Source organism: Aquimarina rubra, from assembly GCF_042684305.1.
Classification (GTDB): domain Bacteria; phylum Bacteroidota; class Bacteroidia; order Flavobacteriales; family Flavobacteriaceae; genus Aquimarina; species Aquimarina rubra.
The window spans coordinates 525,343-541,264 of sequence record NZ_JBHULE010000019.1 but is presented as its reverse complement, the minus strand read 5'-3'; the positions used below and the strand labels follow the sequence as shown (position 1 = coordinate 541,264).

The 15,922-nt window shown below is 35.1% G+C and carries 15 protein-coding genes; 6 read left to right on the top strand and 9 right to left on the bottom strand.

All coding sequences use genetic code 11. The features are described 5' to 3' along the window. The first annotated feature begins 13 nt into the window (after positions 1-13). From trmB to ACFSR1_RS11020, 6 genes are all read left to right on the top strand, one after another. Positions 14-688: a tRNA (guanosine(46)-N7)-methyltransferase TrmB gene (gene trmB / locus ACFSR1_RS11045; protein WP_378292432.1), complete on the top strand. Its 675-nt coding sequence runs from the start codon at positions 14-16 to the stop codon at positions 686-688. Positions 689-701: 13 nt separating this feature from the next. After that, positions 702-1,337, top strand: a complete 636-nt coding sequence (locus tag ACFSR1_RS11040; protein WP_378292430.1) for a LysE family translocator — start codon at positions 702-704, stop codon at positions 1,335-1,337. Beyond that, entirely contained in the window at positions 1,327-1,665 is a 339-nt protein-coding gene (locus ACFSR1_RS11035) for an MGMT family protein (RefSeq protein WP_378292428.1), read from the top strand. Before ACFSR1_RS11040 ends, ACFSR1_RS11035 begins: the two co-directional genes overlap by 11 nt. Before the next feature lie 171 nt (positions 1,666-1,836). Further along, a complete protein-coding gene (locus ACFSR1_RS11030) occupies positions 1,837-2,979 on the top strand; it encodes an Mrp/NBP35 family ATP-binding protein (protein ID WP_378292426.1) in 1,143 nt (380 codons plus the stop codon). A gap of 3 nt (positions 2,980-2,982) precedes the next feature. Continuing rightward, positions 2,983-3,222: a NifU family protein gene (locus ACFSR1_RS11025; RefSeq protein ID WP_378179239.1), complete on the top strand. Its 240-nt coding sequence runs from the start codon at positions 2,983-2,985 to the stop codon at positions 3,220-3,222. 92 nt (positions 3,223-3,314) lie between these two features. Further along, entirely contained in the window at positions 3,315-3,869 is a 555-nt protein-coding gene (locus ACFSR1_RS11020) for a hypothetical protein (RefSeq protein ID WP_378292424.1), read from the top strand. Here the strand turns inward: ACFSR1_RS11020 and ACFSR1_RS11015 are convergent. The 9 genes from ACFSR1_RS11015 to ACFSR1_RS10975 form a co-directional block, all read right to left on the bottom strand. Then, positions 3,866-4,996 carry an acyltransferase family protein gene (locus ACFSR1_RS11015; protein WP_378292422.1) on the bottom strand — a complete coding sequence of 377 codons (1,131 nt, stop codon included), beginning with the start codon at positions 4,994-4,996 and terminating at the stop codon, positions 3,866-3,868. The two genes, ACFSR1_RS11020 and ACFSR1_RS11015, sit on opposite strands and share 4 nt — an antisense overlap. 107 nt (positions 4,997-5,103) lie before the next feature. After that, positions 5,104-6,285 carry a helix-turn-helix domain-containing protein gene (locus ACFSR1_RS11010; protein ID WP_378292420.1) on the bottom strand — a complete coding sequence of 394 codons (1,182 nt, stop codon included), beginning with the start codon at positions 6,283-6,285 and terminating at the stop codon, positions 5,104-5,106. A 12-nt stretch (positions 6,286-6,297) separates the two neighbouring features. Continuing rightward, positions 6,298-7,194 carry a metallophosphoesterase family protein gene (locus ACFSR1_RS11005; protein WP_378292418.1) on the bottom strand — a complete coding sequence of 299 codons (897 nt, stop codon included), beginning with the start codon at positions 7,192-7,194 and terminating at the stop codon, positions 6,298-6,300. A 266-nt stretch (positions 7,195-7,460) separates the two neighbouring features. After that, positions 7,461-7,814, bottom strand: a complete 354-nt coding sequence (locus ACFSR1_RS11000; RefSeq protein ID WP_378292416.1) for a hypothetical protein — start codon at positions 7,812-7,814, stop codon at positions 7,461-7,463. Positions 7,815-8,027: 213 nt separating this feature from the next. After that, positions 8,028-9,653, bottom strand: coding sequence for a hypothetical protein (locus tag ACFSR1_RS10995; RefSeq protein WP_378292414.1), 1,626 nt, complete (start codon positions 9,651-9,653; stop codon positions 8,028-8,030). A 19-nt stretch (positions 9,654-9,672) separates the two neighbouring features. Then, the gene (locus ACFSR1_RS10990) at positions 9,673-10,824 is read right to left on the bottom strand and encodes an NAD(P)/FAD-dependent oxidoreductase (RefSeq protein WP_378292413.1); all 1,152 of its coding nucleotides are present in this window, start codon (positions 10,822-10,824) and stop codon (positions 9,673-9,675) included. Beyond that, on the bottom strand, positions 10,824-11,267 hold the full coding sequence (locus tag ACFSR1_RS10985) for a hypothetical protein (RefSeq protein ID WP_378292411.1): 444 nt from the start codon (positions 11,265-11,267) through the stop codon (positions 10,824-10,826). The genes ACFSR1_RS10990 and ACFSR1_RS10985 overlap by 1 nt, the downstream gene beginning before the upstream one ends. 6 nt (positions 11,268-11,273) lie before the next feature. Then, positions 11,274-13,487: a LodA/GoxA family CTQ-dependent oxidase gene (locus ACFSR1_RS10980; RefSeq protein ID WP_378292409.1), complete on the bottom strand. Its 2,214-nt coding sequence runs from the start codon at positions 13,485-13,487 to the stop codon at positions 11,274-11,276. A 16-nt stretch (positions 13,488-13,503) separates the two neighbouring features. Then, positions 13,504-15,762 (bottom strand): tyrosinase family protein, encoded by a 2,259-nt coding sequence (locus ACFSR1_RS10975; protein WP_378292407.1) that lies wholly within the window; start codon positions 15,760-15,762, stop codon positions 13,504-13,506. Positions 15,763-15,922: the final 160 nt, after the last annotated feature.

The window sequence follows — 15,922 nt, the reverse complement described above, 5'->3', positions numbered from 1 at the left end:
AGCATAAAAACCCGTGGGAAGTAAGAATAAATTAAAACGTTTTAACGAGAATAAAACCTTTGAGAATGTAGTGGAGCCTACAAGAGAAGAGGTACTAAACAATTCATTAGGTTTCAAAGGAAAATGGAGAGAAAAATTCTTCAAAAATCAAAACCCAATTGTGTTAGAATTAGGATGCGGTAAGGGCGAATATACAGTAGGATTAGCAGAAAAGTATCCTGATAAGAATTTTATAGGGATAGATATCAAGGGAGCTCGTTTCTGGCGTGGTGCTAAGACTGCTATAGAGAAAGAAATGAACAATGTAGGTTTTATTCGAACTCAGATAGAATTAGTAGATCATATATTTGATACTAACGAAATTGATGAGATATGGATTACATTTCCGGATCCACAGATCAAATACAAGCGAACAAAGCATAGAATGACCAACCATGAGTTCTTACAACGGTATAAAAAAATTCTGAAACCTGATGGAGTTATGCACCTGAAAACAGATAGTGAGTTCATGCATGGGTATACACTAGGATTGTTGCACGGAGAAGGTCATGAAGTATTATACGCTAATCATAATGTATACCATCAGGAAGGTTCACCAGAGGTAGTGACATCAATTCAAACTTTCTATGAGAAACAATATCTGGAAAAAAATAAACCCATAACTTACATTCAGTTTAAAATTACCTAATTGCGTCATCGATTTGGAAACTACTAAACTTCTTCTTGTTACCTTTTTTGCAGCCTTGGTCGGAGTAATACCTCCTGGCTTAATTAATATGACCGTAGCAAAAACGTGTCTTGAAAGAGGAAAGAAAAATGGTGTTTTAGTCGCAATAGGAGCTTCTATAGTTGTTTGTATCCAGGCATTATTTGCTATTTTACTAGCTAAGTATATCTTTTTTAACCCTTATGTAAAAAATATGCTCCTAAGAACCGGAGCTGTGATATTTTTTCTAATGGCGATTTACTTTTTTGTAAAAGCAAAACAGAGGAGAACCAAAATAAAGGTGTATAAACATGCAGGATCTCGTAGTTTGTTTAAAGGAGTGATGATGTCCACCATCAATGTGTTGCCGATACCTTATTTTTGTACGATAGCCGCTGCTATGAGCGTAAGTGGTAAAATAGAATATGATGCATTAAGAATTGTTTTGTTTGGAGTTGCTGCAGGAACCGGGACTTTTGTAACCTTATATTTTTATGTTTTATCCTTTCTTAAGATCGAAAAAAAGACGGCATCAATTACCAAATATTCTAACTATTTTATGGGGATATTGATGTTGATTTTAGTAATGCTGACTTTAGCTAGAATAATTTATACTTGGGATGAAGGATAAGAATACAAATGAAAATTTCTTTGATCGCGTGTATGAAGTAGCACGGCTAATTCCGTACGGTAGAATTACTTCGTATGGAGCAATTGCAAAATATCTAGGGGCAGCAAAGAGCGCTCGAATGGTTGGTTGGGCTATGAATGCTTCCGGTAAGCAAGAAGATGTACCTGCTCACCGTGTGGTAAATAGGAAAGGAATCCTAACCGGAAAACACCATTTTGATGGAACAAATTTAATGCAGCAATTACTAGAAAATGAAGGGGTTAAAGTAGTTGATAATCAAATCCAGCATTTCGAGAAACTGTTCTGGGATCCGATGAAGGAATTATGATTTTATGATATTTCCTAGCTTTTGCAAAATTTGTAAAATTATCACATTAGCAATACCGATACCACTATAAATCATTTCAATTTATTGGTTTTATAATCTTAACTATTCAACCTATCTTTGCATTTAGAATCATTCTAGATTGATTGGTTTTTAGAAAAAGAAATAATACGCATGAAGTTAGAAAAATCAGATATATTAAAAGCGTTAGAGACGATCACCGTTGCCGGCGAAGGTAAAAATATGGTAGAGAGTGGTGCTGTGAAAAATATAATCACATTTGGAGATGAAGTGATTGTTGATTTAGAGTTGCCTACGCCTGCATTACACATCAAAAAAAGAGCAGAAGTTGATGTCATGAAAGCTATTCACGAGAAAGTATATGAAAAGGCTAAAATAAAAGTGAATATCAAAGTAGAAGCTCCTGCCGCTAAACAACCGGCAAATAATGTAATTAAAGGAAAACCAATTCCCGGAATTAAAAACATTATTGCTGTTGCTTCTGGTAAAGGTGGAGTCGGCAAATCTACTGTAACTTCTAATTTAGCAGTAACTTTGGCTAAAATGGGCTTTAGTGTTGGATTATTAGATGCAGATATCTATGGCCCTTCTGCACCAATCATGTTTGATGTAGAAAGAGAGAGACCATTATCCGTTAAAGTAGGAGATAAATCAAAAATGAAACCTATAGAGAATTACGGAGTGAAGATATTATCTATTGGATTTTTTACCCAACCGAACCAGGCAGTAGTTTGGAGAGGACCTATGGCTGCCAAAGCACTGAATCAGATGATTTTTGATGCTGCTTGGGGAGAATTGGATTTTTTACTTTTGGATTTACCACCGGGTACAGGAGATATTCACTTATCGATTATGCAGTCTTTACCAATCACGGGAGCTGTGGTAGTGAGTACACCTCAAAATGTGGCATTGGCCGATGCAAGAAAAGGAGTTGCGATGTTTCAGCAGGACAGTATCAGTGTTCCGGTGTTGGGAATTGTAGAAAATATGGCATATTTTACTCCAGAAGAGCTTCCTAACAATAAATATTATATCTTTGGAAAAGAGGGCGCTAAACACCTTGCAGAAGATATTGATGTGCCATTTTTAGGAGAAATACCTTTGGTACAGAGTATTCGTGAAGCGGGAGATGTAGGTAGACCGGCAGCGTTGCAAACTGCTACTCCTATAGAAAAAGCCTTTGAAGAATTAACCAGGAATGTGGTACAGGAAGTAGTGAATAGAAATGAAAGTTTACCACCTACCGAAGCGATTAAAATAACAACAATGGCAGGATGTTCTGCTGTAAAAAAATAGAAAATGACTTCTGAAGAATTAAGAGTTAATGTAGAAAAAGCACTAGATGAAATTCGCCCTTTTTTAGAAAGTGACGGAGGTAATATTTCTTTAGTGGGTATTGAAGATGATAAAAGAGTTAAGGTTCAGCTTGAAGGAGCTTGTGTAGGTTGCAGTGTAAACCAAATGACACTAAAATCAGGAGTAGAGATGACCATTAAAAAATATGCACCTCAAATTGAAGAGGTAGTAAATATCGAATAGCATTATTGCTGTTTGTATTATAATCATATGCTCAAGAAGATTGTTTTTCTTGAGCATATGTTTTTTTAGATCTAATTTAAGAATAGATTCATATGAAAAAGTTTATTTGTACACCGATTTTTGGCTTTGCATTAATTTTTTTATTTACTGATTGTAAATCAAAAACGGAAGAAAGAGTTGATATTACAAATAAGCTATTGGAGAACAATAAACATTTAGAAGTTAAAAAAACAAATAAAAACACTACGTATACAGGTCTTATAACAAACTCTAATTATGGAACAAGTCATCATTATAGTTATAAACTTACAGTAAATAACGGAGATGTAAATTGGAACGGAGGTACAGCAGAACCAAAACATCTTCTTTTTTGTAAGGACTCAATTTACATTCATTATCTCAAAGAAAAATACATTCCGATAAATGCTAAAGATTCCATAGAAAATAAAGTTGAAAAAGGGGGTTATTATGAGGTTCAGGATGTATTTGAAGTCTATGTAGATAAACGTTATTTTTTTAAATTCTTTGGAGATGACTATTGGTTAGAGATCTCGTCAGAAAGATATAATCTTCAAAAAGAATCCTGTACTGAATATAGCATCCCAAATGACAATGAGTTATCAATATCTAATACTATAATAGATTAATAACTATTTGGTTTTTTTAGACCAAATAAAGGATGTAACACTGGAATCTTTAAGATAATACAGTGATATATAATCCAACTTCCTCCAAACGTACCTATCACCAATATCATAAATTTTGGCAAGAATCCCCATTCAAGATTCATAATGTAATATCCGATGGTTATAGTGATCGTTTGATGTAAAATATAAAACGGATAGACTGCTCTATTACAATAAGCAAGCAGATTACTTTTTGTATTTAAAAATTTAGCTCCATATCCTAAAATAACCAAAATCCAAGACCATAAATTGGCAACCTTAACCAATGCTTCAGTGCAATGAATGAGAAGACTATCTTTACCTTGTATCCATATGAAAAGCTGAATAGAGAAAGCAATAATTCCGATCAGCAGTGCTTTAGACTTTATACGATTCAGGCTTTTCCAAAAGGCTTCTCCGGAAGAGATCAGTATAAAACCAAAAAGGAAGAATGCCAAAGAGTTAATAAAATTGAACCAATCATTAATTAAGTCGTGTGTAATATCAAAGAAGGGTTCAATCGCGACCTCAAAAAGATATAGTGGTATTATAAATAAATACAATCCATAAGGCTTTTGAATTTGTCGTCGCATCCAATTTGTAAATCCCGGAGCATTTCTTTTAATTTTTATAAATAAAGGAGAAAGAATTATAGAAAATACTAACAGATATGGTAAAAACCAGAGGTGATGCCAACTGATATTTCCTTCGGGATATACTCCGATAAATGCTTCTGTAGTGAAATACTCAACATAAGATCCACTGAATTGATTATTAGCCAATCTTTCAAAATAAATCTGTGGAGGCACAATCAATAACATCCCAAATAATAATGGGATTAATAACCTTTTAATTCTTTCCCAATTAAATTGCCGGATATTTCTATACGACAATGCATAAAAGGTTCCCATACCCGAAATAACAAATAAAATTGGTAAGCGCCATTGATTTAGAAATAACATAGGCCAGCGGATCCAATCATAGGTTATATTGTTTTTAATATGCCATCCCCATGGAACAAAAAACATTCCTACGTGATAAAAAATGAGTAAACCAAATACGATAACTCGTAACCAATCTAGATCGTAACGACGAATTTTTTTATTCATAACTTTTGAAAATGTTGTTTTGTCAAAAGTGAAATAATTACCTTTTAATTAGATAGAAAATGAACCGAATTACGTCCGGAATTGTAATTTTGGACATTTTTGAGATACTACCTGTTCGATTTTTGAAGTGTAACAAATGCTTTTGGGGACATTGTCACGTGTTTTTTAAAGGCGCTGTAAAATGCTGATTTCGATTTAAATCCTACAGAGTTTCCAATTGCTTCAATAGTTAGATGTTTATAATTGGGATCTGTTAAACGATTCTTGGATGCTTCAATTCTATATTGATTGATAAAATCATTAAAATTAAGACCGGTGGATGTATTAATTACTTGAGAGATATAATTGGAGTTTGAGTTTAGCTCTTCGGACAAACTTTTTAAGGAAGTAGAATTCTGTAGGTAAAATTTGTTCTTCTCTACAAATGCTTTGATAGTATCCATTGAAATTTCCTGATTTTTAAACCTAGAAGTTTCATACTTATCTGCAATCCAAGAGTTTTCAAAAAAGCGAGATTCTGATAATAATACGATACTGGTAATACTCACAATCATAGTATTAAGAATGAATATATAATGATCTCCACCATCATCCTCAAAATTTAAATACACAGTAAATATCAGCACGAAAAATATAAAAAGTCCGAGAGAAATGTTTTTAGAGAAATCAAACTTGTTAATACGTGTGTTCTCTGCGCTTGCTACTTTCTTTTTTGATCTGTTTTTTATAATGAGTCGAATGGATAATATACTGTATAAAACGAAACTTGCTAAAACCAACCATCTAAACTCATCTTTAATCCATAGATAGCCATAATCAGTATCATCAGGAACATTCACTTTTTCTATGTCATCGTAATATGCTCCTAAATATGCATTGATTTTGATAGAGATAGGCTGAAGATAATACTGTATTTGTGAGATAAAGTATAATACTGAAGGTACCAAATGAATCCAGTGTTTTTTTAGTATTAATGGTTTTCGTGTTAACAGGGTATAAACAAAAAAGTATATGGATGGTGCCAGTAATAGTACTAAAGGTTCTGTACTATCATTAAGATGTGGTATATATTTTATTAAACCTGTATAGCATAAAAAGACATCAGTGGCGATAATAGATTGTATCAATAATGACCATCCATAGATTCTAAAGGAATTACTTTTATTCGTAGCACGAAGTAATATTACTAAACTTAGCAATAATCCTATAGCAATACCTAGGCTAATAAAATAGGATACAAAATTATGTCGTATTGGAATCTGATCGAGTATATGTTGAATATCCTCCATTATTATAACAAGTTATTCCGCAATAAAATCGGTTAGTTTTTGAGGTCCTTCCAGAGGTACTCTTATAATTTTAAGGGTTCCATCTTCTGTAGTAGCGATTTGCCATTTGATGAGGGTAATGCTTCCGTTTTCTATTTCGATTCCGGTGATGGATCTTGGATGCACACAACTTCCGTCGTTAAACAGTGCTAATTCACCAGCCTCAGGAAAGCGAGGACGATGAGTGTGACCGATAATGGTAAATTGATTTTTATGATTGGCAATCCATTTTTTAATTCTTCTTTCTACTTTGATGGTTTCTTTGTAGTTCTTAGCAGGACTCGTAGGATCCGCTATGCCTACTACCTGAAGCGGTTTCCATAAAACACGAACTAAAAATCTATTAATTCTCCATCCTACATAATTCATAAAATCAGCTTGATGCCCGTGCAGTAAAAAAATCTCTTGATTAGAAATTTTGTGCTTTAATATAATGGCTTCTTCAAATTTTATATCTGGAAAAAGAGGCGTGTCTTCATTTGTTTTTCGATCAAAATAGGTGCTTAAATGCTTTTTTATATATTTAGGATCTCGATACACCATATCGTGATTACCCCAAATCATCTCTAGTCTGTTTTGGAAGTAAAATTTCTGAAGTAATTCATAAACATTTTTATGAGCTCTTAGAATGGTTTCAAAGTTTAGATTTTCCCAGAGTTCATCACCATCTCCTAATTCGCAATACGTAAAATCCTCATTATAATAATGTTTTAGTGCATGAAAGTAGATGTTTCGATTGTTGGCAAAATCATCAGCAAAACTATTATCACCTCTATGACAATCACTAAATAAGATAAACTTGGAGCTGTCATCAAAAGAAATGACTTTTGCATTCTTATAAGCGCGATCCAGTCGTGATTGGGATGACATATAAAGTACTTTTTGCATAAATATACAATGAACTTATCTTGAATAGTGCTTTGACCTGCAAAATTTACATTTTGCGCTCTAATTTTAGTGATTTTTTTAACCGTAGCTAAGGCTATGCTGAAAAATATCAATTTCATTATAGCACAAAAGCTTTTGCTAACGCCGCAACTGGCTCCTTCCTGTCGGTCGGCCCTGGCTGAAAATCACTATTCAAGATGAGTTCAATACTATATGTTTTTTTGTAGAATACTATCTAATAATTAGTACTAGTGACTAAAAACTTGTTTTTTCCGTAAATGAAAATTACTTAAAATCATTAAAAAAGTAACTATATATAACCACCAGGTTTGACTATAGTTTAGATAATAGGCGATCAGTAAAATAGATAGTCCTGAAGTGTATAAAAGAATATTAATCCAGGACTTATTTTTATAATGTTTCCACATCAAAATAATACTACCTAACAAAAATGTAGCAAGAATAACATATTTCCATTTGGAGTTATATTCCAGTTGCCCGAATCCTATAAAACTAAAAAACGAGGCATAAGCTGCCCAGCAGAAAGCACATTTTGGGAATAAAAAAAACACAACAGCAGATAGTATATTTAGAACGCTCATTTTCTTTGTGTGAGTACCAACTTGTTTTTTTGAACTTTTGTTAGCACAAGAACAAGAGTTTTTGCTTGAAGTATACATTTGCTGCTGTGTTTTATAATTAAACTTGATTGTGGGCAAAAAAGGGGTATTAAAATGATATGTTGTTTAAATCAATCAAAGCGAAGTGAATACGATGCTTTGTAAAAACCTCGCTTGATTGTGATCCTAAATCAGTTAGTTCGATGGTTTTTTAGGTTTTCCTTCTTCCCATTGGGCTTTGCCTAGTAACCAACTAAAATCTCCACTTAATTGATCTCCTGATACTGCTTTCCCATTTTTATATTCATAAATTCCGGCACTAGAGTGACATCCCATACAACTTTCTGTACCAAAAATGGTGATATCGCTCACCGGATTTGCTTCCATAAGATTAGCCGCTGATTGATTTCCTATTTGGAAAAAAGTTTCCATCGTGATATTGGTCAGTAATGCCAAGTTAGGATTTCCACCAGGTTTATTAACTACGGATTCTGGTAATTTATATCCGGCCTCAGTATGATTTCCTGGAGGTGCATCTTGATTTAATGGATATTGAGTATCGATTAATTGATAGTATTGCCAAACACTTTTTTGTTGTTTAAAATATGTCTGCATTTTTTCATTTACTCTTTGTACTCGCACAGGGATGTCAACCATACGTTTAGCCTGAGTTTTCATAACATCACTCTTAGCATAGTACATTTCAGTATTACTACTTGAAATAGTCCAAAAATCTCCGTGTGCTCCTTTATTATGAGTATAGGTTGTACCACCATTGGTTACGTCTATATTTACAGGACAGATCTCACAGCTTGGATCTGTTAGTGAAGGAGGAATTACTGTTGTTTTCCCATCTTTTTCAATAACATTTTGATCAAGATTGTCAATATGTTCAAATGTAGACCAAACCCATTGCTTTCCAGTTGGTGTTTTTTGACTGATATGAAAACCAATCATTCCTAAATCTGTAGGGATTGAATCTAATTTACTGGTAGTTTGATTGATCAAATACCCTTCTTCTCTATAATATCTTTCTTTATGATCTTTATCCGTAAGAACTTTCCATGCAAACTTAATTTCTATAGCACCAAGCTTATTGTTTTTATAATCTCCTTTTGGAAAATTGGCGATACCACTTTCAGAAAATTTTGTTTGTCCATTTTTGTTATACAACTTATTAGTAACGATATAATCAAACTCCTCTTTATTCATTAATACTTCGTATACCACTACATTTCCGTTTTGATCAAATAGTTTTCCTGCAAATGCCTGATCTACTTCATCAGCGATGTCAAAGTTTTTAGGATGCGTAGGTGTTGCTGAAGAAAGTACTAATCTGGCATCTTTAGTTAATTTATCTTCTTGTAAACCTAAGCCGGAAGCTGTTCTCGGGCTTCCCCAGGGAGCAGGAGTTTTTCCATCTTTGCGATATACCTGAAAAGCCTCTTTCCAACCTAACCAAGTTGGCTCTCCTTTGTCAGTGAATTTTGGGGTAGGAGCACCCTTATCATCTCTTGGCCACATAATTGCAACAAACGCTTGCCAGCTATATTCATTAAACTTTTCATTAAGCTTAAATATATTTTTTTTGTCTTTTAATTTTTTTTGAATCACTGGATCTACGTCTACAGGAATGTCTGGTGAGAGTTTCACTGGTGCGGGTATTTTTTTGTAGTCATCAGTATTAACATTGACTTCTGCAGTATCATTATTTCCCTCAATCGTTACCTTATCATCACAAGAAAACAGTATAAATGAAATACATAAAATCAATGCGATCTGTTTCAAGTTTGAGTATAAAAGTTGTAATGCGTGTTTCATGGTGTAGAAAATTTTAAGGTTAATTAGTTATCGATTTATTAGTGTGTCTTCTCTTCCAAAAAAGAGATGTAGTGTATCTATCTTCTTGAATATAATATTCTTGCCTTTTCTTTAGATATCCCTGATAATCTTGAGTGATAATTCGTTGATATTTTTGTAATCCGGTTGGATTTCCCTTTAGAGCATCTAAAGTGGCATATGCCGCAAATTGACTCATGGTCAAAGATTTAAAAATACCCATAGAAGAAATAGGATCATAGCTGGAAGCTGCATCACCAACAGCGAGCCAGGAATCTCCAGTTGGAGTACTGAGGTATTGTGTGTGAGCCGCTATTGTCTTAGGCTGTGATATATGTCTGGTATCTTTAACTCTGTTGTGGGTATGTTTTGTCCTGTGTAAGAATTTGTCAAAAACTTCTTTTTTACGAAGCTGCATCTTATTGGCAATATCAGCATCCGTCATATAGCCAACTACGATAGTTTTATTAGGTAATGTAGCACTATACCACCATCCATATGGATCAGTTTCTACACAGGTGCCGTTACCTATTCCAGAATGATCCTTATACCTACCTTTTGTATCATAAATACAATAAATCCCAACCATTTGGTCCTCTTTAATTTTATTGGATTTCTGAAGACTGGAGAATGCAGCCTTTTTACCGGTGGCATCTATAACAAAATTGGATTTTATAGCTATAACATCTTGTTTATCATTGGCTTGTAAAGACCAATACTTAGGTTTCTTTTTTGATGAAATAATACTGCTTTCAAAATAGAAGAAAACACCGCGTTCTTGTGCTTCTTTAATCATGAATTGATCAAAAGCAATTCGATCCAGATGCCAACCATATCCATAAGGAGAATAGATATATTCATTATGGTATAACTCCGATGATCCCCAAGCAGCAGAGGTTCCATATGCAGTTATAAAATTACACGCTAGAAAAGAATTCCAAATCTCCAATTTTTGTAATTGTTGAGAAGCATGAGGAGGTAATGTCTCTCCTATTCGATATGCAGAGGTGTCGTTTGATTTAAAAGGAGGTTTGCGTTCCACAATAGCGATACGAAGGTCAGGAGCTTCATTTTTTAAAGCAATTGCGGTAGCACAGCCGGCAACACCTGCACCTATTATTAAGACATCATATGTAAGACAATTGCTGTTCATTAACTTGGGTCTTGTTTTACGGCGATCCATTGCGCAACTACACCTGCAGGAGCAGTTGATTTTCCATTTGGTCCTGTCGGATGAGGAATAGACCTTACTATTGATCCAACAATGGCTGGACGTTGATCCATGCCATTCATCCAGTTTGGCACATAATATCCCAGGTAGTTATAGATCCATTCGGCACCTCCTACAATTCCTTTTCCTTGAAATTGTAAAGTAAATGGATTACCATATCCAATGGAACCATTTAGTTTTAGTTCCCATCCTGGACCGTATATCAAACCATCCAGAGTTTGCATAGGAGCTTCGTTTATTTTTATATTTCCTCTTCCAAATTCTAATGAATCAAAATCTGCATCTAAGTCAGGATTGCTTAGAAAACTTCTATAAGTCCATATTCCTGTAAGAACTTCAGGAAGTGAGTTCGTTGATATACTCATGATATTTTAATTTTTGTTATTTTCTTTAGTAGATTCTCCAAAACTTTGTCCCAATACACGGTCTCCCGGTTTTACAGGATCCCCTAATGCGTCATTGTTACGTTCTACTTGATAAAACTGTCTTGTAATTCCAGTACCATCGGCAATTAAAAATCCAAGATCTTTCCATGCTTGTACCATTTGCAGATCACCAGCTTTGTTATTAGGTATTCCTGATGCCCAGTATACCTGAGATCCTCCTTTGGATTCAGGAACTACGATAGGTCTGTGAGCAGGCCACCAGGGAATATTATATGCTATTTGTTGTTCTACTGGATCACCGGTTGATTCTGGATAAATGTTATTCCATTTTTCATAAGTGATATTAATATTCTGAAACGTACATTCGTGGAAATCTGCTTGCCAGGGAATACCAATGTATTTTGTTAAATCACCTGGTTCAAGTCCTGCTGAAAGATTGGGAGCAGTACTACCATCTGTATTGGCAATCGGTTGAGGAATACTTAGCCCTCCAGCTATATAAGTTGCGTGTTTGATTCTATAAGGTTCGCTATAAATAGCCGGGTTATTAACAATCCAGGAGAGTTCGCCTCCTGGACAGAAAGCACCGCCTAATACATTACTCAATACGCCTCTGTCAATTCCGATACCAGTTGTAGGAGGATTTGCCCAAGGGTTTGTACACTTTTTATTGCTTTCTCCCCATTCTGCGCACTCATTCACAAATTTCCCATTCGCCCATTGTTTTAAAAAGAACAACTGGGTTTCTGTCATAGAAAGAAACTTCTGTGGAGCCGTATTGCTAAGCGGATTGTTGCCACAGAGCATAGGCATTAAACGTGGTTTATTAGAAGTGGAATTGTAGTTCCCCTCTACTTCATATTCGTTAAGCTGGTTGGTTTGTCTCATAATGCCGAATACAAATTGCCTCAATCTGTAATATGGATCTTTTCCATTCTCCGGAGGGATAGAGAGTGTTTCATAATTTAAATTTCCACCAGTACCGCGATTATGAGGATCACCTCCACCAAAGAAGTCAAAAACAAAGGTGTATTTAAAGTCATCAGGCCTGCGTAATTGGGGCCACAATTCTTTATAAAATTTTGGATAATAATCAGGATTGTATCGTGCTTCATTTCTCCAGATATCAAATTCTTCCTGAGTTTTGGGGCTGTTGTTTTCTTTTGTGAAAGGAGGTACTCCAAACACTTGAGGATCATATGCCATTTTACGAACAAAAAGGTCATACATCTTTTCATCCATAGTGATCATATCTTCCATTTCAGGAACGTATCTTGGATATCCCACAACAACCCATGCCGGAATTTGTACATCCATGGTTCCTGTAGTTTTGGTTTTTATTTCTTTATCGCCGTCATAGGTGATATCTGTAAATGTATATTCGATTTTAGCGGTCACAGGTCCATCAGAGATATCATCAAACCAACCATCATTATTTACGAAACTTTCGATAACTGGAGTGTTTGTAGATCCAGAATTACCATTTCCTCCTAATACAATCAGTCGGATATTTTTTTCCTGTTCATTAACCATTAGACTTCCTAATGTTTCAATAGAATTCGGTTGTATATCTGAAGGCGGAAAGGTTTGGGGATACGATACTTTTTTATACTTACTCGCATCCATTTTCTTACTTTCTGAACCAAATTTGGCAAAAGCACCTTTGTTGTTTTTAAGGTTTACCGTAAGTGGCCCAGGATCAATAATGAGTTGCCTTCTTAAATCGGGTTGAGTGACTTCAGGATTACGAAGCGGATGACTAGGAGCATACCCATGTTCTCCATCGGTTTCCTGAAACTCATACCAAGAGGCTTTCTTATTGGCTAAATGTACGGTCCAATCAATATCAGTGACTTTTCCCTGAACCATTCTTGGCGCTGTAACTGCAGTTTGATATACAAAATTATAAGTGCCTCCAACTTTGATTTCTTCTCCTTCAGTATCTTCTTCATCTTTGTAAGCAAATACTCTAAATCGAGCAGCTTGTTTCTTGATTTTAGATAAATCACTACTGTCTTTAAAAGAGCTTACTCTGATTGGATTTCCTTTTGAATCTTTTTGTTCTCTTCCCATTTCATCACAAGCTATAGGCAATGTTCCAGGTTGCTCTGGAGTAAGGTAGAAATCATCATCAGTGTTACCGAGTCTTGCAATTCCGATACTTGGGTGAATTTTAAAAGTAGTATATGTATTGTCCATTATGTGTTGCTTTAATTTAGTCCATGAAGTTTAAGGATACACCATCGATGTATACAGCATTGTCTATCTGTTTTCCATCAATACCCAGAATCACTAGTTGTATGGTAATGTCTTTTGCACCATTATTTAAGATGCGTTGTACTGCATCTGTGGCGTTAATTTTATAATTTCTGGGTTCGTGGTGATGTAATTGTCTAAAATCAAATTGTCTTGTTTTGTCCAAAGGCAAATTACAATGCCCTGGACCTCCATAACAACTTCCGTGAAACGTGGAGATTTCCTCCACAAAATGATCATTTCCTTTTGTTGGCGTATCCATAGTAGCATCAGGAGCGTTTAAAAATACTCTGATATGCGCATTTTGTAGATTTCCTCGTTGAACTCTATGAATTTTAATTTCTGCTTTGCGGTGAGTATCTAATGTATTTGTTGAAACTTTGGTAGGCGCACTATTAAATTTTACCAATCCTACTTTACTAGATACATCATAGAACACAGAATCTCTCATATATGTATATCCTAACTTTTGAATACTCATAGTATCCTGAACGGTCATAGACCAAGGAGCTAAAACAGCATTCATTTCCTGAGGAGTTCCGGTATGTAACTCCTGCCATCGTGCCCATATTCGGTCTACATTAGAATGATGTGCCCAAAACAAAGGATCGAAGGCTGTAATTCTGTTGTCAGTCATCCATCCATATACCGGGTTTTCCTTGCTTTGTGGATCAACAGTAAGCTTTAGTTTTTGATATATTTTTTTCCACTCATCACTACTATCGGGATAACATGGGTTAGTACCACCAGAGAAGTTATGCATACCATTATGTACTTTTTCTAAAGATCCATAATGATGGTCATAAGAAGGTCCTCCTCCAAAATCCCCGAAATTATCCATGGAAAGGAGCAAGTTTATATCATCTTTGGTTGGATATTGTGATAAAGGACCCATTGATCCAGGCCATCGATTAGGAAACCATAAAGGATTAGTTTCTTTTAGAACATCATAGATAGCTCGGATTTTATCTGACCACACGGCTACATTATTAACATTGATAATTTCATAAGGAATTCCGGCGGCTTTTAGAAAACGCAAACCTGAATTATAAACGGTTCCTTTTTTTACAATTTTTTCTAAGGCCGAAATTTCTTTCTTGGTTAATATGGATTTACCTTCAGCAGTTTTTTGGTCTTTGAGTTTGTCTAATCCTTTTTGAGTTAGATAACATCCATAAGCTTCTGGAAGGACACCCAAATCATATTCCTTGTTATTAAAGGTGTTCTTATTTTGATCAGCATAATCGGACCAAGACCAATAAGGCAAGGCAATATTCTGATCATAATCCTGTAGCTTTTGCTCAAAAAAGTATAAATATAGTCTATGCCAAGTAGTAAATTGCTCCCATCCGTGCTGACATGAGTCAGTATGTATTCTTGCCCAATAGTCAAAGCTTCTTTCATCCTGCCAATAATCTGTATATTGAAACATACAGTTTAGTGCTTCTCTAAAGGTATTCAATTCTTCAGGTGTAAGAGAGCTTACTTCTTTTCTAATCGTAAGACCTTTATTATCCCTGTGATCCTGATTGGTTTTATTGGTAGATACCTGATGAAGTAATTCTCCATTGGCCAGTGCCAGATGATTATTACTGGTAGAAGCTTGTAGCACTTTCGATGCGTTTTTTTGCTCTTCTTCTATGGTTAACGGACAATCAGCATCAATCCAGTTGGCAATAGTTTGTATTTGGTCTGCAGAAGCTGTGGCAGATGCATCCCACAATAGTTTTGGGAAAATGCTACCATCAAAAGGATACTGGCCTTTTAATCCTATAATAATTGCAGATTGGTCACTTCGTTTTTGAGTTGGACTACTTCCACCTCCACCACCAGAACCTCCTGATGGCCAGCAATCTCCTATAGAAGTTGTAGTAGGTGGTTGCTGTACGGCAGAGACCGCTCCCTGTGATGCCGCAGTGTCAGAAGAACTTTCCTGAGATCCGCAACACCCTTCGCTATTTTTAGTGGATTGCTTAGCAGTTACGGGTATCGAAGCTGAATCTTTGGATCCACAACAATCATCAGACCCTTTATCAGCATCAGAGTGATCCTTGGGAGCAATTAATCGTTGTCCATATAAAGAACCAGTCATAAAAGTTTCCGGATCTAACCAAAAAGCATGCAATCCCTGATAGCTGGGAACTGTTTTTCCTTGTAGTGTATTGAGAATCTCTTTTACCTGTTCGTATTGAGAGATTTTTTTCTTTTTACCAGACATAATCTTGAGTTATATTTTTACTTAAGCTGTGCTTCTCAAAGCTACGCATACGAGGGAATTTTTGGTATAGGTGAAAACACCTGTTTTCTTGTGATGTATTGTATTTATTGTTTCAATCAGTTTTTTAAAAAACAATCTTGATTCGTTTATGAATCAAAAA

Excerpts from the sequence above, each read along its gene's own strand:
- ACFSR1_RS11030 (WP_378292426.1), top strand. The coding sequence starts at position 1,837 with ATGAAGTTAGAAAAATCAGATATATTAAAAGCGTTAGAGACGATCACC.
- ACFSR1_RS10995 (WP_378292414.1), bottom strand. The coding sequence starts at position 9,653 with ATGAAACACGCATTACAACTTTTATACTCAAACTTGAAACAGATCGCA.
- ACFSR1_RS11005 (WP_378292418.1), bottom strand. The coding sequence starts at position 7,194 with ATGTCATCCCAATCACGACTGGATCGCGCTTATAAGAATGCAAAAGTC.
- ACFSR1_RS11000 (WP_378292416.1), bottom strand. The coding sequence starts at position 7,814 with ATGAGCGTTCTAAATATACTATCTGCTGTTGTGTTTTTTTTATTCCCA.
- ACFSR1_RS10980 (WP_378292409.1), bottom strand. The coding sequence starts at position 13,487 with ATGGACAATACATATACTACTTTTAAAATTCACCCAAGTATCGGAATT.
- ACFSR1_RS11020 (WP_378292424.1), top strand. The coding sequence starts at position 3,315 with ATGAAAAAGTTTATTTGTACACCGATTTTTGGCTTTGCATTAATTTTT.
- ACFSR1_RS11035 (WP_378292428.1), top strand. The coding sequence starts at position 1,327 with ATGAAGGATAAGAATACAAATGAAAATTTCTTTGATCGCGTGTATGAA.
- ACFSR1_RS10990 (WP_378292413.1), bottom strand. The coding sequence starts at position 10,824 with ATGAACAGCAATTGTCTTACATATGATGTCTTAATAATAGGTGCAGGT.
- ACFSR1_RS11025 (WP_378179239.1), top strand. The coding sequence starts at position 2,983 with ATGACTTCTGAAGAATTAAGAGTTAATGTAGAAAAAGCACTAGATGAA.
- ACFSR1_RS11010 (WP_378292420.1), bottom strand. The coding sequence starts at position 6,285 with ATGGAGGATATTCAACATATACTCGATCAGATTCCAATACGACATAAT.
- ACFSR1_RS11015 (WP_378292422.1), bottom strand. The coding sequence starts at position 4,996 with ATGAATAAAAAAATTCGTCGTTACGATCTAGATTGGTTACGAGTTATC.
- ACFSR1_RS10985 (WP_378292411.1), bottom strand. The coding sequence starts at position 11,267 with ATGAGTATATCAACGAACTCACTTCCTGAAGTTCTTACAGGAATATGG.
- ACFSR1_RS10975 (WP_378292407.1), bottom strand. The coding sequence starts at position 15,762 with ATGTCTGGTAAAAAGAAAAAAATCTCTCAATACGAACAGGTAAAAGAG.